Source organism: Enterococcus thailandicus (assembly GCF_001886265.1).
GTDB classification, from domain to species: Bacteria; Bacillota; Bacilli; order Lactobacillales; family Enterococcaceae; genus Enterococcus_B; species Enterococcus_B thailandicus.
In genome coordinates, this window is record NZ_JXLE01000012.1 from 1 (window position 1) to 26,720 (window position 26,720).

Genomic DNA, 26,720 nt, shown 5'->3' on the forward strand with positions numbered 1-26,720 from the left:
TGCGTTGGTTCGAATCCAGCTACCCCAGTTCATTTTAAAATAAGTTTTAATATGCCGGCGTGGCGGAATTGGCAGACGCGCTGGACTCAAAATCCAGTGACCGCGAGGTCGTGCCGGTTCGACCCCGGCCGCCGGTATCAATGAAACACCAACATAAAAAATATGTTGGTGTTTTTTTATAGAAAATATTTATTTATTATATTTAATGAAATAAAGACATCTAGGACAAAATTATCCTAAAAAAAGCCTAAAATTCGTTTTTGAAAACGCGGATTTTAGGTTTTTTTAATTGAAGGATTCGTTAAGAACAACTGTATCTTTAGTGTTGCCAGTCTCTTTTTTGCATTATAAGTTATTTACCCATGCTTTAGCTGATTCTAGTTCTGCCATTGTTAACTCATGACCTTGATTTGAAGAATAGACATAAGTGAGGCTACCGTTACTTTCAAAAGCATTAGCTAGTTCATCAAAAGATTCTTTCGAAACGATTGGATCCCCATTGCCATAAGAAAGCCAGACTGTTTTATCTTTACCGTCAATCGAGTGTTTCTTTACACCCAGTGACATAGGATGAAAAAAGATTCCCTTAGATAGTCCGTGTTCTCTTTCTAGTAATAGGTGCGCAGCAATGTTTGCTCCGTTAGAGTAACCAAGTAGTATCCAGTCTTCTAACGGAATATTTTTTTCTACACTAATTTCTTTAATGTGCTTTAATAAGTTATCTGTTTCTTCTTCTAAATTTTTGAGATTGAATTGGTTGAGTCCATGTCGCTTAAAGAAACGGTTCATTCCATTTTCTTGGATATTTCCGCGAAACGATAAAACTGAGCTATCTGGATCAATAAATCTCGCAAGTTCGAGTAAAGAATGTTCATCTCCGCCTGTACCATGCAGTAAAATAAATTTTGCTGCATTTTTTGTTCCTTGTTCAAAAATGTAGTTCATATTGCTCACCTCGAGTTGTTATTATTTTTGTTAACGTTGCATGTTCGCATCGCTAGTATCAAAAGGTCTAACGATCTCTTCGATGGCCAAACGTTTTTCTTCAAAAGCAGGTGGTAAAGAAAGCTTTTCCCCTGCATGATTTTTCTCTTCATCTTCAAAGAAACCAGGACCGTCTGTTGCCAATTCAAAAAGCACATGTGAAGAGGCTAAAAAATATTCAGATTGAAAATAAAAACGATCAATAAAACCAGAATCAGGCAATTCTACTTGCTGAATTTGTTGAATCCAGTAGCGCAAAGCTTGCTTATCAGCAACTCGGAGTGCAAGGTGATGAATATTTCCAAAACCTTCGATTGCATCAGGTAAATCATTACGAACTTCAACAATAATGGTTGCGCCGTTTCCTCCTTCGCCAACTTCAAATTGATGGAAATTTCCTTCTTTAGCAGTTTCATGAAATCCAAGTAATGTTTTGAGAATTTGCTCAATATTTTCTAGTCGGCTGACTCGAACAAAAACTGGTCCAAGTCCGATAAGTGCAAATTGAGTAGGGACATTGCTTTTTGTCCAAGGCACACCAGCAGCAACTCCATGATTTTGTTGATCTGAAATCAATTGATAGGATTGATTATCAAAGTCTTCGAATTCTAAATATTTTTTACCAAAACGTTCCTTAATATCTGAATGAGTAACTTGATACTCTGATAAACGTTCATGCCAAAAATTTAAGGCAGAGTCGTTAGGAACACGGAAAGAAACGCGAGAAATACTATTTGTTCCTTTAGAACCTTTAGATTGATAAGGAAAATCAAAAAAAGTCATGTCTGTTCCAGGTGCGCCATTTTCATCGGTAAAATATAAATGATACGTCTCGATATCATCTTGATTAACTGTTTTCTTTGCCAGACGCAAGCCCAAAACATCAGTAAAAAAACGATAAATTTTGGTTGCGCTAGAAGTCATAGCTGTAACATGATGTAAGCCTCTAATTTGTGTGTCCATAATTGTTCCTCCAAGAAACACTTACAAAAAGTAAGTTTGATTTTCACTAGTATAGTAAGAATCTGCAGATAATGCAATTATTCTGTCCTTTTAGCAAAAGAAAAAAAACGGTACCCAGCTTGGGTCCGTTTTTAGTTTGATTGAACATCTAAGATCGAATAGCTACGTACATCAAAACGATTACGACTTGTTGAATATTCAATTGGTTGACCATCTTTTAAGTAAACAATTTGTTGAACTTCTAAAATAGGATCAGTTGCAGAACAATTCAAGTATTTTTGATCAAATTCTGTGCTTTTATCTGCAGAAATTGTTCGGTAGGCACCAGCAAAGAAAATATTTAACGACTGATGTAAATAATCATAGATAGAAGATAGCAAATGCTCTTGTTTTAAACCAGGAACCAGATGGATAGGCATATAGGTATGCTCTAATATATATGGTTCATTTTCTAAAATTCGTAATCGTTGAATATTGTAGACAGGTTGTTCAGGCTGAATCATTAAATGTTCTTGTATTTGTTCATTTGGAAATTCAACGTCGAACTGGATAACTTGACTAGCTAATGACTGCTGACGTCGCGCCATCTGATGACTAAGCCCCTCGTATTCATTGGCTGGAGAAGTATCTTTTTTGAAAAAAGGATGGTTCAAAACTTTTGTTCCAGAGCCTCTCTGGGAATAGACGAGACCTTCCATTGCGAGAATATTGATTGCTTTTTTGATTGTCATACGACTAGCATCAAATTCTTTGACTAGGTCAGTTTGATTTGGTAAAAAACTATCTGGTGGGTATTTTTTTGAGCGAATACGATCTCTTAATGTGTTCGCTATATTTTCATATTTTGGCACGACATTCACCTCTCTTTGAGTATAGCGAAAGTTGGAACAACGGACAACTACTAGAAGAAAGAAGTGAAAAGAAAAAGACCAAATCCATTAGACACTATCCAATGCTTTGGTCTTAATTTTGTTGTTTTAAATATCAGTCACGGGTTGTTTATCTAAAACTTTCAGGAACGGATACCAAATTAGTCCAACAATAATGAAATCAATCACTTGTAAAAGACCACCCAACCATGAATTAGTTGCAAGAATACCACTAGCAACGATTGGGACAGTCCATGGCACAGAAACACCGGTTGGAGGAGGAACGATTCCAGCTGCCATTACTAAATAGTTCAATGTGGTCACAACAAGTGGTGCAATCACCCAAGGTATTAAAATTGTTGCATTCAAAACAATTGGTAAGCCAAAAATTGCTGGTTCATTGACATTAAAAATACCAGGTGCAAGGGCAAGTCGGCCAACGTCACGGTACTGTTTTTTCTTTAAGAAGAAAGCCATAATCAAAACTACGGCCAAAGTCATTCCAGATCCACCAAGTCCAACAGTAAATGTTTCCATAAAAGGTTTTGTAATAATGTGCGGAAGGTCTTTACCAGCTTGATAAGCTTCTAAGTTATCTAACATTAAAGTATTCCAAATTGGATCCATTACTGAGTTGACGATGATTTGTCCATGAAGCCCGAAGAACCATAAAAATTGAACAAAAAATAAAGCGAGTAAAGTTGCTGGCAAACTACTACCAAGTCCTGTTAAAGGTTTTTGGATTACTTCGTAAACAACATCGTGTAAGTTAGTATTGAACATACCAGTCACAAGTGCGTTGATAAATAAAAAGACTGTTAATGTTACAACAGCAGGAATCAAAGCAGCAAAAGATTTCGTAACTGCAGGTGGCACACCATCAGGCATTTTGATTTGCCAGCCACGTTTTGTAATACGACAATAGATTTCCGCTGCTAAGAAGGCAGCAATCATGCCAATAAACATTCCTTTGGCGCCAAGTCGATCAAGTGTAAGTACACCGGAAACTTCCTCGCCACCAGCTGTAGTCATAACAAACGGAGTAAGAATCAAAAAGCTAGCAAAAGAAACAGCTCCACCAAAAATACCTTCAACGTCATAAGATTTAGATAAATAATAGCCAATACCAAAAGTAACAAATACTGACATGATACTCATTGTTGCATTTTGTCCATTTCCAAAGAGAGTAGATAAAGTTCCTTTGGTCGCATCATTGAAAAATGGAAGATTATTGATAACTACAACAATTGAACCAAACATTGTTAATGGAAAAGAAAGCATGAAAGCATCACGTAAAACGGTCAAGTAACGATTTTGCCCTAAGAGATTGGCTAAGGGCATGATTTTTTCGGAAAGTTTGTCCATAAATCCATTCATATTTTTCACCTCTGAGTTTTTTGCAATCGATTACAAACAAAATATAGCATCGATTTATATAAATGTCTAGTCATTTATATAAAAAGTGTTGATTTTTATTTATTCCTCAGATAAGATAGCGTTATCAACTAAAAAGCGAGGACCTTTAAAATGAAAAAATATAACTTTCCAAATAACTTTTGGTGGGGATCTGCTGCAAGCGGCCCACAAACAGAAGGACGCATTGCTGGAGACGGCAAAGGTGAAAACATTTGGGATTATTGGTATACAAAGGAACCAGAAAAATTTTTTAATGAGGTTGGCCCAGATAAAACATCACAGGTTTATACAAAATACAAAGAAGACATCCAATTGATGAAAGAAACAGGCCATAATTCATTTAGAACATCTATTCAATGGAGTCGATTAATTCCAAAGGGAACAGGAGAGATTAATCAAACTGCGGTCACTTTTTATCGAGAATATTTTCAGGGATTACGAGAAAATGGTATTGAACCATTTGTAAACTTATATCATTTTGATATGCCCTTAGCTTTGCAAGAAAAAGGTGGTTGGCTCAATCGAGAAACAGTGGATGCATATGCGAACTATGCTAAAACCTGTTTTGAGCTATTTGGAGATATTGTTAAAATCTGGTTTACGCATAATGAACCAATCGTACCTGTTGAGGGAGGGTATTTGTATCAGTTTCATTTTCCAAACCATATTAATTTGGAGGAAGCAATTCAAGTTGGTTATCATGAAAATATTGCGAGTGCTAAGGCAATTCAAGCTTATCATCAACTGAATCAATCAGGAGAAATCGGAATTATTTTAAACTTGACACCAAGCTATCCAAAGGATAATGCTAATCCAGAAGATGTCAAAGCAGCAAAAATTGCGGATGCGTTTTTTAATCGTTCCTTTTTGGATCCGGCTGTCAAAGGAGAATTTCCAGAAGATCTAGTTACAATTATTAAAGAATTAAACTTGCTTCCCGAAATTGTTCCAGGGGATCTAACATTGATAAAAGCCAATACTGTTGATTTGTTAGGAATCAATTATTATCAACCACGACGGATCAAAGCAAAAGAAACACCGTTGGTCAATGTAGTATCACCAATGCCAGAAGACTTCTTTGATAATTATGAAATGCCAGGTAGAAAAATGAATCCCTATCGTGGTTGGGAAATTTACGAAAAGGGAATCTATGATATTTTAACGAATACGCGAGAAAACTATGGTAATATCAAATGTTTCATTTCAGAAAACGGTATGGGCGTCGAAGGAGAAGAACGATTTGTTAATGAGTTTGGTATAATTGAAGATGATTATCGTATCAAATTTGTTAAAGATCATTTGAAATATGTTCATCAAGCAATTGAAGAAGGAGCAAATTGTGTCGGCTATCATATGTGGACGTGCATGGATAATTGGTCATGGACAAATGCATATAAGAATCGTTACGGCTTCATTTCTGTTGATTTAGATAAAGAAGGGGCGCGTACCATCAAGAAATCTGGTCATTGGTTTAAACAAGTAGCTGATGATCATGGATTTGATTGATTAACCAAGCAATGAAGTAAATTATGAATGTGAAAGGCTGGAGGAAATGTCAAAATTTTCCTCCAGTTTAATTTTTTGCTAGGGTATCATTTCACTTCTGGGAATATTCGCAGTAGACTAATAGTAGAACGAATGAGAAAGAAGTGGAGAACATGCGAAATAAAGTAAAAAGTTCATGTACAACAATTTTAGTTGGTAAAAAGGCGAGCATCGATGGTTCAACAATGATTGCTCGAAATGAAGACAGTGAGAAAGCAATCGAACCTAAACGTTTTATCGTTGTTCAACCGGAATCTCAACCTAAAATTTATGAGTCTAAGATTAGTCATGTATCAATTTCCTTACCTGAAAATCCTTTGCGATACACAGCCACACCAAATGCAGATGATTCAATCGGAATTTGGGGTGAAGCAGGAATCAATCAAGCAAATGTAGCGATGACAGCAACGGAAACAATTACTTCGAATTCACGAATTTTAGGTGTTGATCCATATGTAGAAAATGGAATTGGCGAAGAAGATCTATTAACAATTGTCTTACCTTATATTTCCAGTGCCCGCGAAGGAGTTACACGACTAGGTCAGTTATTAGAAGAATATGGAACTTACGAGCCTAATGCCCTTGCGTTTTCAGATAATGACGAAATCTGGTACTTTGAAACAATCGGCGGGCATCATTGGGCAGCAATCAAGATTCCTGATGAAGCGTATGTCATTGCACCAAACCGAATGAATATTGATACTTTTGAGGTGGATTCAGAAAATACAATGTGCTCTGAAGATTTAGTTGAATTAATCGAAAACAATCACTTGAATCCTAATCCAGAGGAAGCACTTAATTTGCGCCACATTTTTGGGAGTGCCACAATCAAAGATCATCATTATAATAATCCACGTGCTTGGTATGGCCAAAAATATTTCACTCCAGAAATCGTGCAAGATCCAATGGATGATGATTTGCCGTTCATTTGCTATGCAAATCGAAAAATATCAGTTGAAGAGATTAAATTTGTTTTGAGTTCACATTATCAAGATACTGTATTTGATGCGTACGGCGTGGGAACAGATCAGCAAAAGAAAAGCTTCCGTCCAATTGGCATCAATCGCAATATTCAATGTCATATTTTACAATTGCGAAATGATGTTCCTAAATCAATCTCCGGTATTCAATGGCTAGCATTTGGGCCTAATACATTTAATGTGTTGGTTCCTTTTTATACCAATGTTGAACAAACACCTGCACGTTATTCTGACACGTCGACTAGTTTTGATTTTAATCATCCGTATTGGTTATTCTGCATGGCAGCATTGATTGGGGATTATGATTATGACCGCTTTACTGATATTTATGCTGACTATGAACAAGAAAGTATGGCTTCTTTTAGAAATAAACAGTTGCTAGCTGATGCACAAGCAACAAAGGATTTTAGCACCGACTATTTAGAAGAAATCAACCAACAACTTGCGGAAGAATGCTACAATCGAACGGTTGCGTTGCTAGGTCAAATGGTTGAAAAGGGAGCAACACAAATGACTTTGCGTTTTGATTTAGGTGATTAAATAGGACCACATTGGTTGTCCCTAGAAAAAAACAGTGATAAACTAAAGAAAAAGGAGGCGTTTACAATGACGGACACATATCAAAATATTTTAGTTGCAATTGATGGCTCAGAAAAAGCAGAAAAGGCATTTCTTGAAGCCATTGCGATTGCAAAACGAAACCAAGCAACTTTGCACATCTTATATGTTAATGAAGTAACAGGGAATTATTTTGGTGATTTTGCGTTTGTAACAACTAATTTACAAGCAGAGCTCGATGAAGTAGCAGAAAATCAAATGAAAGCTCATCGAAATTTAGCAATTGAAAAAGGGTGGACAGATATTGAAACGTATATCCTTTATGGCTATCCTAAGACACTTATTGCTAACTTCAATGAGTCAAAGGAACCAATCGACTTGATTATTATGGGATCAACTGGGTTAAATGCAGTGGAACGTGTTTTGGTAGGCTCGACTACTGCATACGTGGTGAACCATGCGTCATGCAATGTGTTAGTAGTGAAATAAATAAAGAGTAAAAAAAGCAATCAACAACAAGTGACGAAGGTGAGCCAATTAGTGGCTTCACAATAAGATACGTCAATTTGTTGGATTGCTTTTTTTATTTCGTCGTTTTCATAAAATTGGTGATAGTAGTCGGGAAATTTGTTGTTTGAATAACAGCCAAGTCGACATTTCTTTGACTGTCTCTGTTGTCATAGCAGAACAGTCTTCTTCATCTTCAAGAAACTTGTTCGAAAGTTGCTCTAAAAATTTATGATCATAAATGACTGCACTGGTTTCAAAGTTTAAACGATAGCTACGGATGTCTTGGTTGGCGGAACCAACCATGCAGATTTCATCGTCCATAATCAATGTTTTTGCGTGTAAAAAACCAGCTTCATAAACTAGAATTTCAATGTTTTCCTTAATCAATTGTCGTGCATAATATTGTGTAGCACGGTAAATGAATGGATGATCGGGTTTATTTGGAATCATGATTTTAACATGGACACCTGAAGCAGCAGCAATTTTTAATGCAGCAATCACACTCTCATCAAGAACGAGATAAGGTGTTTGAATCCAAATTCGCTTTTTGGCTGAAGTAATCAGTTTGATAAAAGCTAACTTGATTTGTTCGCGTTCATTATTTGGGCCACTTGAAACTAATTGAATGTCAGCGTTACCATGTTGTTCATTATTTTCGTCAACTTTCTTAAAGAAATAATCCAAATGATAGCCAACTTTTTTTTCTTCTGAGACGGAAACGTTCCAGTCCATTAAAAAGCGAAGTTGAAGCAGTGAAGCAGCAGCACCGAAAATTCGAATATGAGTATCGCGCCAATAACCAAATTTCTTGGTTGTGTAGACATACTGATCGGCAATGTTGAAGCCACCAGTATACCCAATTTTTCCATCGATTACGACGATTTTTCGATGGTCATGGTAATTTAAACGAAAACGAAGCAGGGCTTCTTGAGAAGTTAGAAAGGTTTGAGCTTCTCCACCATTAGCGATTAGTTGGTTAAAATCTTTTGCTTTTGTACCGTGTGAGCCAAACGCATCATAAAGTAGGCGAACTTGAACTCCTTGCGCTGCTTTTTTTTCTAATAAACGCAAAATCTGATTGCCAATCTCATCAGTTACAAATGCATAATACTCAATGTGGATAGAATGTTGGGCTTCTTCAATATCTTTTAGTAAAGAGGTTAGCTTTTCTTGTCCATCAGTGAGTAATGTAAGTCCGTTTTTTCGAGTTAAAGGCATCTGATTCAAGGATGAGAAAAAGTCAACATAGGTTTGTTTTTCGATTTCATTTGTTTGAGAATCATAGTGCTCGATGGTATCATCACGAAAATTTTGAAAATTCTCTAGTTCCTTTAAGTCGCTTTGTCGTAAATAGAATTTTTTCTTGTCTGTTAAACCGCGTCCAAAAAATAAATATAGAACAAATCCAACAATAGGTAATGCAAACAGAACAAGTAGCCAAGCCCAAATTGCTGCGACATCACGTGGCTTGATTAAAATAGTTATCAATGCAAAAACGGCATTAATTAAATAAATTGCTGAAACAATAAATCCTACCAAATAATTATCCTCCTTTATTTCAATAGTGTTAGTATAACATGAGTCGAAAAATAAACCTATGTGGGAGAACTGCCTTCAATCAACGAAAACCTAGTGAATTAGTTGAATAAACTGAATAAAATAGTTGCTTTTTGTCATTTAATACGATAGGATATTAGTACAGTTGAATATCTCCTTAGGGGAGTAACCGGCAACAAATCGTTGCGATAATATCAACAGTAAGTTAACCAATTGGTTTTCTGGTATTGTATGAAATGGTGAGACCTAAGACAAATGTTGATTTGTCTTGGGTCTCTTTTTTTTCAGTCAAATAATACTAGGAGCAAAAAGATTAAATGGGGGATGAAATTTGGAAAACAAAGAACAAGCACAACGAGTGATTTATCAAGAACCAATTGATTCGTTGATGCAGCAAACAAACAGCTCAAATAATGGTTTGAGCACGACGCTTGCAAAAGAAAAACTGGAAAAAGACGGACTAAATCAATTGAAAGAAGCACCGAAAAAGCCGACTTGGAAGTTGTTCTTAGAAACATTCAAAGATGCGATGGTAATTGTGTTACTGATTGTTGCGCTTATTCAAATGATCATGGGCGAATATGTTGAGTTCTTCGTTATTTTTGCGGTATTGATGCTTAACTCGGTTATCAGTGTGGTCCAAGCGAAAAAAGCAGAAGGTTCATTAGAAGCATTAAAAAATCTTTCAGCACCCGACGCTCGCGTCATTCGTGATGGCAAAGAAAAAACAGTGCCAGCAAAAGAATTAGTAGTTGGCGATTTAGTATTACTGGAAGCAGGAGATTACGTTCCAGCTGACGGTCGTTTATTAGAAGCTGGCTCATTACAAGTAGATGAAGGTATGTTGACAGGTGAATCGACTGCAGCTGAAAAAGAAGTTGTTGAAATTACAAATACTGTTCCCGTTGGTGATCGTGTAAATATGGTTTTTAGTGGAACCATTGTGACATATGGTCGTGGTAAATTCTTAGTTACTTCAACTGCAAATAACACTGAGATTGGTCAAGTTGCTGGTTTGTTGGAAAGTACAACAGAGCAAGCAACGCCATTACAACGTGGATTAGATAAATTTAGTAAGAAGTTAAGTTTAGCAATTCTTGCTTTGTCATTGCTGATTTTAGGCATCCAGTTATTACGTATTTTCCTTGGTGAAGGTACAGGTGACTTAACTGTTGATATTGTTAATGCGGTGATGTTTGCTGTTGCCGTTGCTGTTGCTGCGATTCCAGAAGCGTTGCAGTCAATCGTTACAATCGTGTTATCTTTAGGAACAAATAAGATGGCCAAACGTCATGCGATTATTCGTAAGTTACCGGCAGTAGAAACATTAGGTTCGACAAGTATTATCTGTACCGATAAAACAGGTACTTTGACTCAAAATAAAATGACGGTTGTTGATTATTACTTAGCAAATGGCAATTCCGGAGACTTTACAGACAATCCAGAAAAATGGTCTGATGATGAACGTCGCTTGATTGAAATCTCTGTGTTAGCAAACGATGCGTCAATCAGTGAAGACGGAACAAAACTAGGTGATCCAACTGAGGTTGCTTTTATTGATTTTAGTGAAAAATTAAATCAACCTTATCAAGAAATCCGTTCAAACTTTCCTCGTGAAGCAGAACTGCCATTTGATTCAGATCGTAAATTGATGTCAACTGCACATACATTTGACAATGAAAAATATTTGTTGGTTAAAGGTGGACCAGACATCGTCTTTAACCGTAGTAAAAAAGTCTTGTTGAATGGTGAAGTTGTACCAATGACAGATGAATTGATGACCAATTTCCAAAATCAAAACGAAGCCTTTTCTAATCGTGCTTTACGTGTGTTGGCTTTCGCTTATCGTCCAATCGATAACTTAGACTTAACTTTTGATGATGAAAATGATCTGATTTTAGTCGGAATCTTAGCAATGATTGATCCTCCAAGAGAAGAAGTAACACAAGCTGTTGAAGAAGCTCGTAGCGCGGGAATCAAAACAGTGATGATTACTGGGGACCATAAAACAACAGCTGTTGCAATTGCAAAAGAAATCGGTATTTTTGAAGAAGGAAACCAAGCATTAACTGGTACAGAACTAGATGCTTTATCAGAAGATGAGTTGATGAATATCTTAGAAAACGTGACCGTTTACGCACGTGTTTCTCCTGAAAATAAAATTCGAATTGTTCGCGCTTGGCAAGCGAAGGGGCATATTTCTGCAATGACTGGTGATGGTGTCAACGATGCTCCTGCATTGAAACAAGCAGACATTGGGATTGCTATGGGAACTGGTACGGATGTTGCCAAAGATGCAGCGGCAATGGTCTTAACAGATGATAACTTTGCTTCAATTGTTAGTGCAGTAGAAGTTGGACGTAATGTGTTTGACAATATCAAAAAAGCTGTTGCTTATCTATTTGCCGGAAACTTAGGTGCCATCATTGCAATCATCTTTGCATTGGTTGCTGATTGGTCAAATCCATTCACAGCATTGCAGCTGCTCTTCATCAACTTAGTAAATGACTCTTTACCTGCAATTGCTTTAGGAACAGAAAAAGCAGAACCTGCAACAATGAGTCGCCCACCGAGAGATCCAAATACAGGGATCTTTACAGGTAGAACATTGGTTTCAGTGACTTATCGTGGGATCTTGATTGGGATTGCGGTTATCTTTGCACAATGGTTAGGGATGCAGCATTCACCTGAATTTGGTGTAGCAATGTCATTTACAACATTGATTTGGTGTCGTACGTTACAAACATTCCCTGCACGTTCAAATACGCAAACAGCAATTCAAGCAGGCTTCTTTGCCAATAAAGTTGTCTTGATTGCAGTAGTTGTATGTAGTGCTTTGTTTAGCTTAACAATGATCCCGGGACTAAAAGAAGTCTTTTCTATTCCAACAGCTTTTGGCGTATCAGAAATCTTGATTTGTTTAGGGATTGCTTTTGTAACCATTCTTTTAATGGAAATCACAAAACTAATTATTGTTCATGTTCAAAATGGAAAAGAAAAAGAATAAACAAGCGATTAGTCATAGAGTAGTTAGCTACAAAAACAAAAAGAAGTGTGCTAAGTGATTGGCATACTTCTTTTTTGAAATTAAGGGTGAAAGAAATGAATGAAGAAGCATGGGACGAATTTGCAGAAGAATACTACGCAGTTCAAGAAGAGTCACAAGTGCCAATCGTTGCGGACATCGTAGACTTTTTATACAAGGAATCTGTACTGCCCGCAGAATCACTAGCAGATGTTGCCGGTGGATCAGGTCGGTATCTACCATTACTTGCTGAACAGGTTGCTAAGTATGAGTTAATTGATTTTTCAGCGTCAATGTTACGATACGCGCAACAAAAGGCAAAACGTTCTGGAGCAGAAAATGTGGTGTTCAAGAAACAAACTTTTGCTAAGTTTTTAGATTCTAAAGAGCAGTACGAGGTGATTTTTTCAGCGGCAAATCCAGCTTTTACTCAAACAACACAAGTTGAAAAACTAATGAAGAAAGCGAAAAAATGGTGTGTCATGGTACGAGTAATCCAATCAGAAGATGATCTTTTCACAGTTATAGATGACGAATTAGGTATAGCAGTGAGAGATCCAAACACCACACCCTTCATTAGTAACCAAATAGAAAAATTTTTACAGAGTAAAGAAATTCCAGTTAAGAAAAAAGATTTTACTTATCAGATCAAAGAGACGATTTCACGAGAGCTGTTAACTGAATATTATGAAGCAGAGATGACAGCTGAGCTGAAAAAAAAAATCTCACAGTTATTTAGCCAAAAAGCTGAACAAATCAGTACAACGACAGTAACGTATCGCGTGCTTCTGTGGCAGATACGGGATTAGTCCTCAAAAACTTAGTGAGAATGAATAGTACTTTTTGTAATCAGAATAAAAGATAATTGATTATTTTAGCGTATCCGCATGATTGAATACAAAACTGCCCCGTACCAATTTTTTGTTGATTGGTACGGGGCAGTTGCTTTTTATTCTGCTTCTTTATAGTAACGGATATCATTTTCTACTTTATAAATTGAGAATGGTACGTCACTGTTATATGCTGCATGTTGGCCATGTTCTGGCAGAGTTTCACTAAATATTTGTTCATATTCTACTACAGAAACTTGTTGGCGGTTATCAAATAAAGCTTGATGGTCTTCTTTGTCTAGAAAATCTTGGTAATTTTCTTCTAAAATTCCCGTGAAGAATTCACTTACTGCTCCAGAACCATAACTAAATAGTCCAACGCGATCACCAGCTTGCAAAGCAGATGAATTTTCAAGTAAGGAAATCAAGCCAAGGTAAAGAGAACCAGTATATAAATTGCCGACACGACGACTGTATTGGATACTTTCATCATAACGAGTCAGCAAACGTGATTGATTTGCTTCATCTGTTTCATCTAGAACACTTTGCAACGCTTTTTTTCCCATTTTTGTATAAGGGATGTGGAAGCATAATGCTGGATAGTCTTCTAAGGTCAAACCAGTTTGTTTTTTATGTTGTTGCCAAACTTTTTGGAAAGCTTCGATGTATGTCGCATTTGATAATGGACCATCAACAACAGGAAATTCACTATAATCTGGGCGCCAAAAATCATAGATATCTTCTGTTAAAAAGACACTATCATTTTCAATTGAAAGAATTCTTGGATTGGCAGTGACCATCATCGCTACAGCTCCGACCCCTTGAGTAACTTCTCCGCCAGTTGCTAAACCATAGCGAGCAATGTCACTAGCGATCACTAAAACTTTTCGTTCAGGATGATTGCGGACATATTCCTTTGCCATATGTAAAGCAGCGGTCCCTCCATAACAAGCTTCCTTTACTTCAAATGAACGAGCAAATGGTTGGATTTTTAATAAATGATGAATAATGACGGCACTGGCTTTTGAATGGTCAACACCAGATTCTGTTCCAACGATGACCATGTCGATCTGTTCACGGTCTTCAGCTGTAACTAATTTACTAGCAGCATTCGCTCCTAAAGTGATGATGTCTTCTGTTGCGCGGTTAACCGCCATTTGATCTTGTCCAATACCAATATGATATTTGGCAGGATCATCTCCACGACTCTCAGCTAGCTCTGTCATGTCTAAATATAAATTTGGAATAAAAAAGGAAAGACGATCAATCCCGATTTTCATTTCAACACCTCTTCACTCATAATTAAAACTTACTTTAATAAAGTATCACAAAATGTTTAAAAGAAATATAAAAAAGATAATATTTAAGGATTGTTAAAATTTTCAAGCGGAAAAAACTGTCGATAGTAGTGAGCTATTTGTTTTTACTTGAAAGAATGTTATATTTTTGTAGGAGGTGGCTTACTTGAAAGAAGTCGTAATTATAGATGCTGCAAGAACCCCTATAGGTAAATACCGTGGGAGCTTGAGCCGTTTTTCTGCTGTCGAATTAGGAACTTTGACTACGAAAGAATTATTGAAAAAAACTGGTATCAACAAAGAACAAATTGACCAAGTCATTTTTGGAAATGTTTTGCAAGCCGGTAATGGCCAAAATGTTGCTAGACAAATTTCAATCAACAGTGGGATTCCTACAAGTGTCCCCGCGATGACAGTCAATGAAGTATGTGGCTCAGGAATGAAAGCAGTTATTTTAGCACGCCAACTGATTCAATTAGGTGAAGCACAAGTCGTTATCGCTGGTGGGACGGAAAGTATGTCCAGAGCACCTTTGCTTCAACCTTATGAATCTGAAACAAATAGTTATGGTGAACCAATTTCAAGCATGGTCAATGATGGATTAACCGATGCTTTTTCAAATACGCATATGGGATTAACAGCTGAGAATGTTGCCCAACATTATCACATTACTAGAAAAGAACAAGATGAATATGCACTTGCTTCACAACTTAAAGCAGCTAAAGCAACAGAAGCAGGCGTTTTTAAGGAAGAAATTATTCCAATTGAAGTTGAGGAAACGCACTGGTTAGCAACAGATGAATCTGTTCGCGGAAACAGTACGGTAGAAAAATTAGGAACATTGCGTACCGTATTTGCTGAGGATGGAACAGTAACGGCAGGAAATGCCTCGCCATTAAATGATGGAGCCTCTGTATTAATTTTGGCTTCAAAAGAATATGCTATCGCAAATGATCTTCCTTATTTGGCGACAATCAAAGCAGTAGCGGAAGTCGGTATCGACCCATCAATGATGGGCATTGCGCCAATTACTGCCATTAATCATTTGATGGCTAAAACGGATATTCCTTTAGAAGAAATTGGTTTATTTGAAATCAACGAGGCCTTTGCAGCTTCTTCATTTGTTGTGAATCAGGAACTTCAGTTGGAAAGTGACAAAGTCAATATTTATGGCGGTAGCATTGCTTTAGGCCATCCAATCGGTGCAAGTGGTGCTCGAATCTTGACAACTTTAGGCTATGGGCTATTAAGAGAAGAAGAACGCTATGGTGTCGCTTCATTATGCATTGGTGGTGGTCTAGGATTAGCGATGTTACTTGAAGCAAATCTAGAATGGAATGAAGAACAATTTTTACAAAAAAAAAAGTTCTATCAGTTGACGCCAGCACAACGTCGAAATCAATTAGTTGAAGAAGGTGAGCTAACAGAAAACACTGCTGACCTGCTTGCTCAACAAACATTACCCGAAGAAATAGCGAATCACTTGATTGAAAATCAAATCAGTGAAGTTGAAATTCCCTTAGGCGTTGCACAGCATTTTAAAATTAATGGGATTAAAAAATGGATTCCAATGGCTACAGAAGAACCCTCAGTGATTGCAGCAGCCAGTAATGGTGCAAAATTATGTGGAGATATCAAGGCAGAAACACCACAACGATTGATGCGTGGGCAAATTGTTTTAGCTGGTCAACAAGCGTATCAGGACATCATTCAAGCACTTGAAGAACGCAGAGAAGAATTGATTCTGTGCGCAAATGACAGCTATCCATCCATTGTTAAACGTGGTGGAGGAGTTCGTGAAATCGCAAGTCGCGAATTTCAGGGAGAAGACCAAGCTTACTTATCAATTGATTTTTTGATTGATGTGAAAGATGCGATGGGTGCCAATATTGTTAATGCTATTCTAGAAGGTGTGGCGACAAAACTTCGTGAATGGTTTCCAGAAAGAGAAATTTTGTTTAGTATTTTAAGTAATTTAGCCACTGAGTCTTTGGCAACCGCTCATTGTATTATTCCATTTGAGCGGTTAGCTGCTGATCGTCAAATGGGTGAACAAATTGCTAAAAAAATCCAACAAGCTGCAGAATATGCTAAATTAGATCCTTACCGTGCAGCAACGCATAACAAAGGAATCATGAACGGAATCGATGCAGTTATTTTAGCAACAGGTAACGATACTCGCGCAACGGGCGCAGCTATCCATGCCTATGCTGCTAAAAATGGTCACTACGAAGGCTTGACACAATGGCGTCTAACTGAGGATGGTTTGGTTGGAGAAATCACATTGCCGTTAGCTGTGGCAAGTGTTGGTGGTGCATCAAAGGTATTACCAAAAGCTGCAGCGTCTTTTGAGCTACTAAAAGTCGATTCTGCAAAAGAACTTGCACAACTAATTGCAGCCGTTGGTTTGGCTCAAAATCTGGCTGCGTTACGTGCGTTAGTAACTGATGGTATCCAAAAAGGACACATGGCACTTCAAGCAAGAACATTAGCGATGACTGTTGGTGCAAAAGGAGCCGAAATCGAGCAAGTTGCGCAAGCACTAAGAAGTAAAGCAAAAATGAACCAAGAAATTGCGAAAGAAATATTACTTGATGTTCAGCAAGCAACATAAAATCAATTGAATAAACTATTTTTGATAGATAGGCAAAAACTGGGGCAAATTTATGGTCTCAGTTTTTTGCTTTTTAATATCTTAAGATAAGATAGATTGTATTTTTTATAACATTATATTATTTTCTTTGAAACACTGTCATTACTTAAGTTATCGCTTTTTTAATTAAATGTATAGATGATAAAATAAAAAAGTAACAAAAATAAATATGAAGGAGAGAATCTATGAGAAAGAAAGTATGGCAGATGTTGTTCGTAGGAATAATTTTTTTGGGATGTATAGTACCAGCAATAACGGTAAATGCTGAGATGAGTGATTTTTATTGGGAAGGTCGAGCAAAAAATAGATACTGGATGAATGAACTTAAAGATAATACACGCCTTTCAGAGCTGTCAATTCCAGGAACACACGATTCAGCAACACATGCTATCAAAGACACTGTGGGACTGGGGTATGTGAAGACACAAAGTATTGATATCACGAGACAATTGAATAATGGAATCCGCTTTTTAGATGCGCGTGTGTGTGAAACAAATGGTTCTTTTGCGATGCATCATGGTAGTTTTTATTTGAATCAAATGTTTGGCGATGTTTTGAATCAAGTAACGAGTTTTCTTACAAAAAATCCAAGTGAAGTTGTTTATATGCGTCTGAAGCAAGAAAATAGTTCAGTAAACGATCAGATATTCAATCAAGTTTTAAATGAAAAATACCTAAAAAATAGTTGTTGGAAAGATTTTTTTTATTACGGAAATAGTAATCCAACTTTAGGCGAAACGAGAGGGAAAATCGTCATTTTACGCAATTTTTTGGGAAATAGTGTTGGAATCTCCTATCCAAGTCAATTTGATATTCAAGATTATTGGGAGCCAGTGAATCCTGAAGATAAACGCTGGGCAATTGAGCAACAATTGGTAAAATCCACAAAGAGTGGAGGAACAGATAATATTAAATATATTAATTATTTAAGTGCATCAAATTTCTTTTATCAAATTAAAGGCTTTGCAGGAAAAATGAATCCATTCGTTGTAGATTATATTCGTAATAACCAAATGAAACATGCAGGGATCGTAATAGCTGATTATCCGAGCAGTGAGTTAGTGAATAGTGTTATTGATTTAAATCAACGGCTTTTAAAAAATCCAGAGAACTATGGAGTATACGATAGCTCGATTGTAACAATCCAAACTTTACTGGATACAAATAAAATTGTCGACTGGAACCAAGCCAACGATTTGGGTATTATTTATCCAAATAAAAACGGAAGTAACCAAAAATGGCAAATGTGGTACGATTCAAATACAAAAGCCTATCGCATACATACATATGACTATGGTCACCTTGCACTAAGACAAGCAACTACCCCTTATAATACATCACGATATAATGTTGTGATTGAACGTGCGGACGACAGTAACAGGGGATTATGGCAACTTATTCCAGCAGGAGAACATGGCAAGAACAAGGTATACTACTTGAAAAATTGTGCAAGTAATCTTTACCTAGATGTAAAAAACAGTGTTCATAATCAATCCGGTGAGTTGATTACTTACCCGTATACAGGAAAAACAAATCAAAAATTTGTGATAAATGTAATCAGATAAGAAAAGATGACACCCATGTCTGTCCTTCCGTTAGATTTTTTGTCTAACGGAAGGGCCATACGCATGGATGTCATCTTTTTTATTATTAGCTATTAGCGATTAACAATTGGCATTGCCGCAAATTGCTCAATTAATGGTACAAGCGTTAATTTCACTTTATACTTTCTTTCAAGTGCTTTTTCAACTGTAAACTCGTTTTCAGAAGTCATTGAGATTTCAGCTAATTGGCGTGGCTCATCTGCTGTTTTTTCAAAAACGATTGCAGCATCTGCTGTTTTTTCAACATAGAATTTTGGATATTCTGCAACAGCGGCTGCAAACTGATCAAAGGTTAAGTTAGAAGTTGTTGCTGGTGCTTCCTCAGTGACAGGTTCTGCGTTGACTTCTTCAGTTGCAACTGATTTTTCTGTTTTTTCTTCTTTCACTTCAGCAACAGGAGCGACTGGAGTTGAAACAACTTCTGCAGTTGGTTCATCGTTTTTCATTCGTTGATCGTTCCAATAAGAAACAATTTCAATCAACAAGTTATCACGAAAACGTTCAAAGATATCTTGTTCACCAGAACGAATGCGTTTTAACACACTCGTAAAGTTCTCATCAATTGGTACGTTAATACGAGTTGATTCGTTTGAATTTCCAGCCAAACCAATTGTTAAAATTTGACGATTCTTTGGATCAAGCATTACTTGTAAAGGTAAGCCGTAACGACGTAAACTTTCTTCTTCTAATGAATTGAATAGTTGACTTCTAATTCCATCTAAAGAGGGACGAAATTGATTTAATAATTTTTGTTTTTGTTTTTTCTTCATATTTTTGATTTCTCTCCTTCACTCATACCTTATCGATTATAAGAAAAATTTTGCCAATTGAAAAGGATTTAAAGGAAAAAACTTGCGTAAGTACGCATAATGACCCAATAATTGTTGATTTTTATCAAAAATTTTTGTTTTTTTTTAATATTAAGCGGGGAAAACGAATAAAAAAGTTCTGCTCAGAAGAATAATGAAGAAGATAAATGGCTACAAAAAAACAGCTTGGACAAAGAGATTGTCCAAGCTGTTTTTACTCTTTTGGTAGTAACGCAAAAACGGTTAGTTCCGGCGAGTAGATAATTTCATGCTCGTTCCAGTGAGTCACCATCAACGAATGATCCAAGCGCTTTTTGACTTCGTGGATTTTTTGATTATGTGACATATTTCTGGCTGGAAAGTGTTGGATTTTATCGGGTTCAATCAAAAAGATAAAATCTGGATGAAATGTCCGAAGAATTTCTTCAGGTAACGCTTCTAACCTTTGAATGGGATTCATACAATCACCTACTAAATTAAAATTCAGTTGTATCAGGATTTTTGGCTTTACCTACGACACCATCTAATGAATCGATTTGTGCCATTTCTGTTTCAGTCAATTCGAAGTCAAATAACTCTGTGTTCTCTTTGATTCTACTTGGTGTGACCGATTTAGGTAAAGGTAAAAAGCCGTGTTGTAAAGACCAGCGTAATGAGATTTGTGCAATTGTTTTTCCATGTGCTTCAGCAATTGCTTGCATTTCAGGAACATCAAAGATTTTTCCTGTTCCTAAAGGACTGTAAGCTTCAAGAATCATGTCATGTTGTCGAGCATAGTCAACTACTTCAGGTTGTAGTTCACCTGGTGCTAAGAAAATTTGATTCACCATTGGCATGATTTTCGCTGTTTTTGCTAAAGTATCTAAATGATGAGGCAAGAAATTACTTACACCAATTGCTTTGATTTTTCCTGCTTCATATAATTCTTCAAAAGCACGCCAAGTTTCAGCATTTGCTTCTTCCCAATTTTCACGGAAAGTAATTGGATTTGGCCAGTGGATAAGAAAAAGATCAAGATAGTCTGTTTGTAGTTTTTCTAAAGACTCTTCAAAAGAAGACATTACTAAATCATAGCTATGATTGGTATTCCACAATTTTGTTGTTAAGAAAATTTCTTTTCTAGGAATACCACTTTCTTTGATTGCTTGACCAACACTTTCTTCATTTTTATAGCCTTGTGCTGTATCAATATGACGGTAACCTGCCGCTAATGCTTCTTTTACAGAGGCAACTGCTACATCGCCATCAGGTGTTTGCCAAGTACCAAAACCAACAACTGGGATTTCATAACCATTTGCTAAACGATACGTGCTTGTTAAGTTTTCCATGTTCACATCTCCATTTCTTTTTTCCTTTATCTAGTTTAGCGCACTTTTTACAAAAAGTAAGGCATCATGCTTTGATTTTTATCACGAGAAAAAGGAAAAAGAAAACTTGAACAAAAATGTTTTTGACCAAGCTAGCTTTTTTTCGTTTTTTCGGTAAACTAGACAAGAAGGGAATGAGCTCATGGATATTTATTTAAAGAAGGCAATCTTGCATATTATTGATCGCGAAACAGGTTCACCTGTTTTTTCACAAAAAGAATTAGACTTAACGAAGGACTTCATTCGTGATTTTTTACAAAAAAAAATTCAAAAAATTTCTTCTGCACAAACCAAAACAGGTCACTTAGCAGAAGAAAGCCAATTTGCCAAAAGCGTCCAGCATTTTTCTGAAGATTTCATTGTAGCCAGTGAAGAAATCGTGGCGCGTTGGTATGAAATCTATCAAGAAAGTGAAGAGGCGCCAAGTGCCGATGTATTTGTTGTGTTGTATGAACTAGACACAGAACTTTATGTGGCACTATTAAAGGTGAATTATCGTGAATCGTATACCCATTTCGTTGACGCAGATGAAACTGGGATTGAAAATAAATTAATCTTGAACCGCGCAATCTTAGGTTCTAAATCTCAAAAGGCAGATGAGGCAATTGCGGTGAATCTGAAAGAGCTATCGTATGAACTCTTAGAGAAAAAATATGAGTTTTCTGGAAAAAAAGAGTGGTATTTCTCAGAAAAAGTGATTGAAAGTGTACCAGCACCTTCGTTAGAGCAAAACGTCAAAGTAATTCAAAAAGTGGCGAAACAAATAGGCAAGAAATTTGAGACTGATGAATTTGATATGGTTGCTGATCTGAAAGAAGCTGTTTACGATACCATTGAGGAAAAAGGTCGTCTGGATCATGAAATGATTGCCGAAAAAGTATTCAAGGAAAATATCTCTGCCAAGATGGCTTTTAAGGAGGAAGTACAGGAACATGGCTTTGTTCCAGAAGCAATTCCTGTGAAAGAAGTACAAGAAATCTCAGAGAAAAAATTTGGCAAGCAAAAGTTCAAATTATCTAACGGAATTGAATTGATCGTTCCAGTAGATGTCTATCGCAATCCCGATTTGATTGAATTTGTGAACAATCCAGATGGAACAATTTCTGTAATGATTAAAAACGTTGATGAGGTCTTGAATCGATTGTAATAAAAATTTGATCAATCAACGAGAAACAATAGACAAAAGATAAACAAAAAAGCAGTTCAGATAAATTTTTCTGAACTGCTTTTTGTTTCGAGAACATGAGAGGATTATTCCATTTTTTCTAAAGCTTCTTTGGGAACGTCAGCTTCTTTGACTTCTTCCCAACTCATGACGCCTTTACGTGGATTGACCTTAAGTTTTAAATAGGCATTTAATTTCAAAGGACGTTCCCGCATTTCGTTCAAAGTAACTCGTTTCTTTTCGCCATTTTTATTGTAGGCGTTTTGTTTGTACGTATACGCGGTATAAGATTCTCCGTTATCAGAGAGTTCAGTATGCTTTTCCCCATTTGTAGTAATTTCAGTGTAGTAAGTTTCGCCACCATAAAAATAATCATAAGCAAACAGACTGCCACCGAGAAAGACGGCTAGTAGGGCAATTAGTCCAATTAATTTTTTCATCTATTTCACCTCTGTTCTCTATTATTCCTGAAAAGTTGTGATTCGTCTATTGAATCCGCTCAAACTAATTTTTATTTATAAAAAGGATACAAAAGGTAAGCGTAGAAGAGAGAAGTTCAGCGAAAGTGTTCTTAGTTGACTTTGACCAATTTTGACGTATAATAATCATAGTTCCAACCTTACAAAAAGTAAGGAGGACATATTCGTTTTTATTTTATAAAAAAAGGACTATAATAAAAGCGTGAGAGCTGAAAATTTCAGTGATCTATATTATTTAGGAGGTTTGTAAATTATGGCAAAAGAACATTATGACAGAAGTAAACCACACGTTAACATTGGTACCATTGGACACGTCGATCATGGTAAAACCACTTTAACTGCTGCAATCACAACAGTATTAGGGAAAAAAGGCCTAGCAAATCCTCAAGACTATGCAAGTATCGATGCGGCTCCTGAAGAACGTGAACGTGGAATTACAATCAATACAGCGCACGTAGAGTATGAAACAGAAAAACGTCACTATGCACATATTGATGCACCAGGACATGCGGATTACGTAAAAAATATGATTACCGGTGCGGCTCAAATGGATGGTGCAATCTTAGTAGTATCTGCTACTGATGGCCCAATGCCTCAAACTCGTGAACACATTTTGTTATCACGCCAAGTAGGTGTTAAATATCTAATCGTTTTCTTAAACAAAACAGATTTAGTTGATGATGAAGAATTAATTGACTTAGTTGAAATGGAAGTTCGTGAACTATTAAGTGAATATGGTTTCCCAGGTGATGATACACCTGTAATCAAAGGCTCAGCTTTGAAAGCTTTGCAAGGTGATCCAGATGCTGAAGCTGCAATCATGGAATTAATGGATACAGTTGACGAATATATTCCAACGCCAGAGCGCGACACTGAAAAACCATTATTATTACCAGTGGAAGATGTTTTCTCTATTACTGGTCGTGGTACTGTTGCATCAGGTCGTATTGACCGCGGTGCCGTTCGTGTTGGTGATGAAATTGAAATCGTTGGTATCAAACCAGAAACGCAAAAGGCAGTTGTTACGGGTGTTGAAATGTTCCGTAAAACACTTGATTACGGTGAGGCAGGAGATAACGTAGGTGTGTTACTTCGTGGGATTCAACGTGAAGATATCGAACGTGGACAAGTAATTGCTAAACCAGGTTCAATCACACCACATACAAAATTCAAAGCAGAAGTTTACGTGTTGACAAAAGAAGAAGGCGGACGCCACACACCATTCTTTAATAACTACCGCCCACAATTCTACTTCCGTACAACGGACGTAACAGGTACAATCGTATTGCCAGAAGGTACAGAAATGGTTATGCCAGGCGATAACGTAACAATCGACGTAGAATTGATTCACCCAGTCGCAATTGAAAATGGTACAACTTTCTCAATTCGTGAAGGTGGACGTACTGTTGGTTCAGGTATCGTTACTGAAATTGAAGCATAAAAACTTTGAGAAAAACAATTTGTTACAATTAAAAAGGATTCCAGAAATGATTTCTGGAATCCTTTTTTTGCTATTTTTTAAACCATTTTTTAAATCCTTTTTGTAAAGGATTCATTTTTCCATTTTTTTCGACAGGAGCATTATCGATAATCAGTAATGCAATCATGACATACGCAATCCAACTATCTCGGGAATAAAGCGTATATCGAGGTGTCCAATGTGTTGCATATTTTTCTTTGTATTCACGTAATCCGTGGAAAGAATAAAAGTGGGAGCCAAATTCATAAACCAAGTAAGCAATTCGTTCTTGAAGAAAACTTTTTCTCGAGGTTCCTACATTTGAAAGGGGAGCCATTCCTAAGTTGAACCATTGAATGTCTTGTTCTTTCATATGATTGAATAGGTGGATGAATAAGAAATCCATACTACCAGAAGGCGCTTTTTTTGGATCATAGCGCATCAAATCAATTGTTCCAACTTTATTATCAGTATAAGTTGGCATAATGTTAGCAAAGGCAACTATTTCTTGTTCGGAATTTCGGACAACGGCGATGGGGCCGCGTTGGAGATAATCTTCAGCAAAAAAACCTAGAGAGAATCCTTTTTCTTTACGGCTGCCAAGCCAGTTATCTGAGATTTGTTTAAATGTTTGCATTTGTTCTACTGAAAACGGTGGAGAAAGGACTTCGAATGTGAAGCCTTCACGTTCAATTCGATTAATGACTGCTCGCGTGCCCTTCATCTTTTTACCTGAAGTTGTGAATTCAGGTAACTCAACATACGCTTCTTCTCCCATTTTGATAAAATCATAGCCCACATCATGGAGAATCATTACAAGTTCTTCACTTGACTCATAAAAAACAGGTAAGTAGCCAAGACGATCTGCTTCTGTAATAAATGCTTCAATTGCTTTTGGAAAGTCTTCCTTTTTCCCAGAAGGATCACCCATAACAACACATTTATTATTATAAGAAGCAAACTGTAATAATACAGTTGGTTCACCATTTGCTTCGTAAGTAAACATTCGTTTATCTTTCAAGAAAATCAGTTGGCTATCAGAATTCCCTCCATAATTAACAAGTACAGCTTTTGCTTTTTCTTCATCAAAAGCTTCACCGACTAATTTTTTTTTCCCTTGTAAAAAGTGAACAAAGAGAATCATGATCAAGCTAACGGTAACAATGGCTAAGAAACCAGAAAGCCAAATTTTTTCAGATGGGAATAAAAAGAATGAAATAAAATGATGCTTCCGATGTGGAAAGGTTGGCAGATTATAGACGCCAATCACCAGATATAAAATAGTTAATGTGCCAATCAACAAGCCATCGACAGTTAACCATTCCCAAGAATAAACTAATTGTTCTCGGAAAAGTTCATTTTTTGAAGCGATGATGATTACTAATAATAAGGTCAAGAAAATTGATCCAGTTAAGGTAAAATCACCAAGAATAACGTAAAGTAAAGCGAGTCCTACAATGATAATGGTTGGTAAATAGGCACTAGTGACCCGCGCGGCGATTCCTCGTCCCATAATCAATAGTAAGAAACCTAAAATAATGCTTGGAAATTGAATGATAAAATGGAATTTTAGCGGGTTCAATGTATGTAACCAATGAAACTCCGAAAAAGCTTGTGGAATTGTAGCAGATAATACGAGCATGATTCCAGAAAAATAAAGTAAAACGACAACAATTTTGTGCGCGATTTCTGTTGCTAGTTGTCTAGGAATGCCAGAATATCTTTGATTGAAAGAGGCACCAATATTTTTGAAGAAAAAGACGATGCCTAATAAAAATGGAATAAAGTAATAGAAAATCCGAAAGAGCAAGATCCAGACTACTACAATTTCACGAGGAACTCCAATTGCTGATAACCCAAGAATCATCATTACATCGAAACTTCCAATTTCACCGGGAATCATTGACACAATCCCAATGACAGAAGCTGCAATAAATAAAGGAATTGTTTGCCATAAATCAATCGGAATCTCCATCAAAAAACCGACCGAAAGAAAACTTAGCAATACACCTGTCCATTCCAAAATAGAAACAAGAAGTAGTTGTCCACGTAGCTTCCAAGTCAACCCACCTAAGTATCCTTCTTTCTTTAAGGTAGTGACTAACAAGACAACCGGGAAATATAATCCGCCGCCAATTAACCAAATCCAATATTGTTTGATAAAGGGAGTGACAGGCGTAAAAAGTACCAGCAAAAATGACAACAAACTATAGATAGAGAGTCCTGCCATCAAAAATAAGAAAATTTTTGAGAGGGCCTGCATGACTTTTTTTCCATCCTTTTTTTGTCCGTAAAGTTCTGAACGAAGACCGATACTTACAAAACCACCAAAACCAGCGACATTGTTAATCGAATTGATTAACCAACTAGTTTCGAGTAAATAACTCCAAGATAATTTTTGACCCAATAAACGATTTAAAATTATATCGTAACCAATCATTGGTGCGACACAAAGTAGCCCGATGATGAACATCAAAAATGTTTTCCAAATTGGGATGTCGGAGAAAGTTTGAGCAAGCTGATCGACAGATAAAGTTTTACCAATTGATAAGAGTTCTCCAAAAATAATAACAACAACAGAAATCAAAAAAATTGTTTTAAATAGTCCTAAATGATTTTTAAACCATTGAAGGGCTGTTTTTAACACAT

20 protein-coding genes and 1 tRNA gene are annotated in these 26,720 nt (G+C 36.6%); 10 read left to right on the top strand and 11 right to left on the bottom strand.

Features of this window, described 5'->3' with window-relative positions; all coding sequences use genetic code 11:
• The first annotated feature begins 53 nt into the window (after positions 1–53).
• A tRNA-Leu gene (locus tag RV17_RS09030) sits at positions 54–137 on the top strand.
• A 208-nt stretch (positions 138–345) separates the two neighbouring features.
• Here RV17_RS09030 and RV17_RS09035 read toward each other — a convergent pair.
• The 4 genes from RV17_RS09035 to celB all read right to left on the bottom strand — a co-directional run bounded on the left by RV17_RS09035 (position 346) and on the right by celB (position 4,193).
• The gene (locus RV17_RS09035; protein WP_071869040.1) at positions 346–945 is read right to left on the bottom strand and encodes an alpha/beta hydrolase; all 600 of its coding nucleotides are present in this window, start codon (positions 943–945) and stop codon (positions 346–348) included.
• A 30-nt stretch (positions 946–975) separates the two neighbouring features.
• The gene (locus RV17_RS09040; RefSeq protein WP_071869041.1) at positions 976–1,947 is read right to left on the bottom strand and encodes a ring-cleaving dioxygenase; all 972 of its coding nucleotides are present in this window, start codon (positions 1,945–1,947) and stop codon (positions 976–978) included.
• Between the two features lie 131 nt (positions 1,948–2,078).
• Positions 2,079–2,798: a GntR family transcriptional regulator gene (locus tag RV17_RS09045; RefSeq protein WP_071869042.1), complete on the bottom strand. Its 720-nt coding sequence runs from the start codon at positions 2,796–2,798 to the stop codon at positions 2,079–2,081.
• Positions 2,799–2,924: 126 nt separating this feature from the next.
• Positions 2,925–4,193 carry a PTS cellobiose transporter subunit IIC gene (celB, locus tag RV17_RS09050; RefSeq protein WP_067484776.1) on the bottom strand — a complete coding sequence of 423 codons (1,269 nt, stop codon included), beginning with the start codon at positions 4,191–4,193 and terminating at the stop codon, positions 2,925–2,927.
• Between the two features lie 150 nt (positions 4,194–4,343).
• On the opposite strand from celB, the gene RV17_RS09055 reads away from it, so the two are divergent.
• From RV17_RS09055 to RV17_RS09065, 3 genes are all read left to right on the top strand, one after another.
• The gene (locus tag RV17_RS09055; protein ID WP_071869043.1) at positions 4,344–5,738 is read left to right on the top strand and encodes a glycoside hydrolase family 1 protein; all 1,395 of its coding nucleotides are present in this window, start codon (positions 4,344–4,346) and stop codon (positions 5,736–5,738) included.
• A gap of 152 nt (positions 5,739–5,890) precedes the next feature.
• The gene (locus RV17_RS09060) at positions 5,891–7,297 is read left to right on the top strand and encodes a C69 family dipeptidase (RefSeq protein WP_071869044.1); all 1,407 of its coding nucleotides are present in this window, start codon (positions 5,891–5,893) and stop codon (positions 7,295–7,297) included.
• A gap of 66 nt (positions 7,298–7,363) precedes the next feature.
• Positions 7,364–7,804: a universal stress protein gene (locus RV17_RS09065; protein WP_067484785.1), complete on the top strand. Its 441-nt coding sequence runs from the start codon at positions 7,364–7,366 to the stop codon at positions 7,802–7,804.
• A 108-nt stretch (positions 7,805–7,912) separates the two neighbouring features.
• Here RV17_RS09065 and cls read toward each other — a convergent pair whose 3' ends face one another.
• Entirely contained in the window at positions 7,913–9,364 is a 1,452-nt protein-coding gene (gene cls / locus RV17_RS09070; RefSeq protein WP_071869045.1) for a cardiolipin synthase, read from the bottom strand.
• Positions 9,365–9,713: 349 nt separating this feature from the next.
• On the opposite strand from cls, the gene RV17_RS09075 reads away from it, so the two are divergent.
• Together RV17_RS09075 and RV17_RS09080 are read left to right on the top strand one after the other, a co-directional pair.
• On the top strand, positions 9,714–12,389 hold the full coding sequence (locus tag RV17_RS09075; RefSeq protein ID WP_071869046.1) for a cation-translocating P-type ATPase: 2,676 nt from the start codon (positions 9,714–9,716) through the stop codon (positions 12,387–12,389).
• Positions 12,390–12,484: 95 nt separating this feature from the next.
• Positions 12,485–13,216, top strand: coding sequence for a class I SAM-dependent methyltransferase (locus tag RV17_RS09080; RefSeq protein ID WP_071869047.1), 732 nt, complete (start codon positions 12,485–12,487; stop codon positions 13,214–13,216).
• Between the two features lie 140 nt (positions 13,217–13,356).
• Here the strand turns inward: RV17_RS09080 and RV17_RS09085 are convergent, their stop codons facing one another.
• Positions 13,357–14,517 (bottom strand): hydroxymethylglutaryl-CoA synthase, encoded by a 1,161-nt coding sequence (locus RV17_RS09085; protein WP_067484797.1) that lies wholly within the window; start codon positions 14,515–14,517, stop codon positions 13,357–13,359.
• Positions 14,518–14,701: 184 nt separating this feature from the next.
• Between RV17_RS09085 and RV17_RS09090 the strand changes: the two genes are divergently transcribed.
• Entirely contained in the window at positions 14,702–17,149 is a 2,448-nt protein-coding gene (locus RV17_RS09090; protein ID WP_071869048.1) for a hydroxymethylglutaryl-CoA reductase, degradative, read from the top strand.
• Positions 17,150–17,373: 224 nt separating this feature from the next.
• Positions 17,374–18,753 (top strand): phosphatidylinositol-specific phospholipase C domain-containing protein, encoded by a 1,380-nt coding sequence (locus RV17_RS09095; protein ID WP_071869049.1) that lies wholly within the window; start codon positions 17,374–17,376, stop codon positions 18,751–18,753.
• Positions 18,754–18,845: 92 nt separating this feature from the next.
• Here the strand turns inward: RV17_RS09095 and RV17_RS09100 are convergent, their stop codons facing one another.
• The 3 genes from RV17_RS09100 to RV17_RS09110 form a co-directional block, all read right to left on the bottom strand.
• Complete coding sequence (locus tag RV17_RS09100; RefSeq protein ID WP_071869050.1) at positions 18,846–19,562, bottom strand: hypothetical protein; 717 nt, start codon at positions 19,560–19,562, stop codon at positions 18,846–18,848.
• Between the two features lie 253 nt (positions 19,563–19,815).
• The gene (locus RV17_RS09105; protein WP_067484809.1) at positions 19,816–20,061 is read right to left on the bottom strand and encodes a hypothetical protein; all 246 of its coding nucleotides are present in this window, start codon (positions 20,059–20,061) and stop codon (positions 19,816–19,818) included.
• 16 nt (positions 20,062–20,077) lie between these two features.
• Positions 20,078–20,929, bottom strand: a complete 852-nt coding sequence (locus RV17_RS09110) for an aldo/keto reductase (RefSeq protein WP_067484812.1) — start codon at positions 20,927–20,929, stop codon at positions 20,078–20,080.
• A gap of 181 nt (positions 20,930–21,110) precedes the next feature.
• Between RV17_RS09110 and RV17_RS09115 the strand changes: the two genes are divergently transcribed.
• Positions 21,111–22,115 (top strand): nucleoid-associated protein, encoded by a 1,005-nt coding sequence (locus tag RV17_RS09115; RefSeq protein WP_067484815.1) that lies wholly within the window; start codon positions 21,111–21,113, stop codon positions 22,113–22,115.
• 104 nt (positions 22,116–22,219) lie between these two features.
• Here the strand turns inward: RV17_RS09115 and RV17_RS09120 are convergent, their stop codons facing one another.
• Complete coding sequence (locus tag RV17_RS09120) at positions 22,220–22,573, bottom strand: YxeA family protein (RefSeq protein WP_071869051.1); 354 nt, start codon at positions 22,571–22,573, stop codon at positions 22,220–22,222.
• A gap of 292 nt (positions 22,574–22,865) precedes the next feature.
• Here RV17_RS09120 and tuf point away from each other — a divergent pair, with 292 nt between their 5' ends.
• Entirely contained in the window at positions 22,866–24,053 is a 1,188-nt protein-coding gene (gene tuf, locus RV17_RS09125; RefSeq protein WP_067484820.1) for an elongation factor Tu, read from the top strand.
• Positions 24,054–24,123: 70 nt separating this feature from the next.
• Here the strand turns inward: tuf and mprF are convergent, their stop codons facing one another.
• The gene (mprF, locus tag RV17_RS09130) at positions 24,124–26,718 is read right to left on the bottom strand and encodes a bifunctional lysylphosphatidylglycerol flippase/synthetase MprF (protein WP_071869081.1); all 2,595 of its coding nucleotides are present in this window, start codon (positions 26,716–26,718) and stop codon (positions 24,124–24,126) included.
• Positions 26,719–26,720: the final 2 nt, after the last annotated feature.

Coding starts and splice junctions, on each gene's coding strand:
- RV17_RS09035 (WP_071869040.1), bottom strand. CDS start 945: ATGAACTACATTTTTGAACAAGGAACAAAAAATGCAGCAAAATTTATT.
- RV17_RS09040 (WP_071869041.1), bottom strand. CDS start 1,947: ATGGACACACAAATTAGAGGCTTACATCATGTTACAGCTATGACTTCT.
- celB (WP_067484776.1), bottom strand. CDS start 4,193: ATGAATGGATTTATGGACAAACTTTCCGAAAAAATCATGCCCTTAGCC.
- RV17_RS09055 (WP_071869043.1), top strand. CDS start 4,344: ATGAAAAAATATAACTTTCCAAATAACTTTTGGTGGGGATCTGCTGCA.
- RV17_RS09060 (WP_071869044.1), top strand. CDS start 5,891: ATGCGAAATAAAGTAAAAAGTTCATGTACAACAATTTTAGTTGGTAAA.
- RV17_RS09065 (WP_067484785.1), top strand. CDS start 7,364: ATGACGGACACATATCAAAATATTTTAGTTGCAATTGATGGCTCAGAA.
- RV17_RS09080 (WP_071869047.1), top strand. CDS start 12,485: ATGAATGAAGAAGCATGGGACGAATTTGCAGAAGAATACTACGCAGTT.
- RV17_RS09085 (WP_067484797.1), bottom strand. CDS start 14,517: ATGAAAATCGGGATTGATCGTCTTTCCTTTTTTATTCCAAATTTATAT.
- RV17_RS09095 (WP_071869049.1), top strand. CDS start 17,374: ATGAGAAAGAAAGTATGGCAGATGTTGTTCGTAGGAATAATTTTTTTG.
- RV17_RS09100 (WP_071869050.1), bottom strand. CDS start 19,562: ATGAAGAAAAAACAAAAACAAAAATTATTAAATCAATTTCGTCCCTCT.
- RV17_RS09105 (WP_067484809.1), bottom strand. CDS start 20,061: ATGAATCCCATTCAAAGGTTAGAAGCGTTACCTGAAGAAATTCTTCGG.
- RV17_RS09110 (WP_067484812.1), bottom strand. CDS start 20,929: ATGGAAAACTTAACAAGCACGTATCGTTTAGCAAATGGTTATGAAATC.
- RV17_RS09115 (WP_067484815.1), top strand. CDS start 21,111: ATGGATATTTATTTAAAGAAGGCAATCTTGCATATTATTGATCGCGAA.
- RV17_RS09120 (WP_071869051.1), bottom strand. CDS start 22,573: ATGAAAAAATTAATTGGACTAATTGCCCTACTAGCCGTCTTTCTCGGT.
- tuf (WP_067484820.1), top strand. CDS start 22,866: ATGGCAAAAGAACATTATGACAGAAGTAAACCACACGTTAACATTGGT.